The organism is Zhongshania sp., from assembly GCF_041584495.1.
GTDB lineage: Bacteria > Pseudomonadota > Gammaproteobacteria > Pseudomonadales > Spongiibacteraceae > Spongiibacter.
Genome location: NZ_JBFHDY010000298.1, coordinates 1 through 1,300, shown reverse-complemented (window position 1 = coordinate 1,300; position 1,300 = coordinate 1). Strand labels below are relative to the sequence as shown.

At 48.2% G+C, this 1,300-nt stretch carries 1 protein-coding gene; it reads left to right on the top strand.

Annotated elements, in window-relative coordinates:
* The first annotated feature begins 49 nt into the window (after positions 1 to 49).
* Complete coding sequence (gene coxB / locus ABYP33_RS19305) at positions 50 to 1,207, top strand: cytochrome c oxidase subunit II (RefSeq protein WP_373092998.1); 1,158 nt, start codon at positions 50 to 52, stop codon at positions 1,205 to 1,207.
* Positions 1,208 to 1,300 lie beyond the last annotated feature (93 nt).

Below are 1,300 nucleotides of genomic sequence, written 5' to 3'. Positions count from 1 at the left end.
CAGATTTAGCGGCGGGGTCTTTATTCAACTATACATGGAGACACGGGAGATGTATTTACAAGCGAGACGGCTTTTAAAGCTGGCGCTTAGTCCTGTGCTAATGCTGCTAAGCCTTTTTAGTACCGGCGCATGGGCCGAAGAAGGCGCGCGTTGGCAAACAAATATGACCCCAGGTATCACCGAGGTCGGTCATCAAATTTACGATTTGCATATGTGGGTTTTCTACGTCTGCGTCGCAACGGGCATTTTGGTATTTGGCGTGATGTTTTACTCGGTATTTGCTTACCGTAAAGACCGTCACCCTGAGCCAGCGACCTTCCACGAAAACACCAAGGTGGAAATCATTTGGACTATCGTACCGTTTTTGATCCTGTTGGTTATGGTGGTTCCGGCTACTAAGACCCTGATTGAAATCTACGACACTGATGATTCGGAGCTGGATATCCTGATCACTGGTTACCAGTGGAAATGGAAATACGAATACATCAATCCAGATGGCGACAACGTTAGCTTTTTTTCGAATTTGCTGACCGACGGTGCAGAAATTGCTAACACTGAAGAAAAGGGTTCTAACTACTTGTTAGAAGTCGACGAAGCAGTGGTTATTCCGGTCAACAAAAAAGTGCGCTTTTTGGTTACCGCTAACGACGTCCTACACGCGTGGTGGGTACCTGCTCTAGCTGTTAAGCGCGATGCGATTCCTGGCTTTATTAATGAAGCGTGGACAAAAGCCACTGAAACCGGTGTTTACCGTGGTCAGTGTGCCGAGCTCTGCGGCCGCAACCACGGTTTTATGCCGATTGTGGTAAACGTAGTTGAAGAGCCTGAATACAACGCTTGGTTGGCTGAAAAGCAAGCTGCCGCTGCAGAAATCAAAGAGCTGATGGCGAAAGATTTCAGCTTGGATGAGTTGGTTGCTCGCGGTAAGAATGTTTACACCAGCGGCTGTGCAGCTTGTCATGGCGCCAATGGCGAAGGTGGCGTAGGTAAGGCAATTGCAGGTAGCCCAATAGCAACTGGCTCTATGAAAGAGCATATGGAAGTTGTTGTTCACGGCGTGCCCGGCACTGCGATGCCTGCGTTTGGTAGTCAGCTTAACGAAGTTGATCTTGCTGCGGTTATCACTTACCAGCGCAACTCGTTTGGCAACAACATGGGTGACATGTTGCAGCCAGTTGACATTTACAAATTCAAGAAAGGTCAGTAGGGGGATACACCATGGGTGCTCATCACGGACCTGCTAAAGGTTTAACTCGGTGGTTATTTACCACCAACCACAAAGACATCGGTACGATGTATT

Bases quoted from the DNA above. Each gene is read 5' to 3' on its own strand.
- coxB (WP_373092998.1), top strand. From the start codon at position 50: ATGTATTTACAAGCGAGACGGCTTTTAAAGCTGGCGCTTAGTCCTGTG.